Origin of the sequence: Tenacibaculum sp. L6 (assembly GCF_028823685.1) — a bacterium.
In the GTDB taxonomy this organism is placed as follows: domain Bacteria; phylum Bacteroidota; class Bacteroidia; order Flavobacteriales; family Flavobacteriaceae; genus Polaribacter.
Genome location: NZ_JAPEHZ010000244.1, coordinates 1 through 214 on the forward strand (window position 1 = coordinate 1; position 214 = coordinate 214).

The window sequence follows — 214 nt, forward strand, 5'->3', positions numbered from 1 at the left end:
GAAGCTATGGAAATAGCAGGAAACGGTCATCAAATGATAGACTTAAATGGTAAAACCTTAATGCCTAGCTTTATCGACCCACATTCTCATTTTATTAATTCTTTAGGAATGAGCACTCAGGCCAATTGCTCACCTTCCCCTGTAGGTGAAGCAGATGATGTAGCTGGTATTGTAAAAGCGTTACAAAATCTTAAAACCGAAAAAAATATACCAG

At 37.4% G+C, this 214-nt stretch carries 1 protein-coding gene; it reads left to right on the plus strand.

Annotated features, from left to right (window positions below; translation table 11 throughout):
* On the plus strand, positions 1-214 hold a 214-nt coding region (locus OU788_RS12860), incomplete at both ends, for an amidohydrolase family protein (protein WP_274635512.1).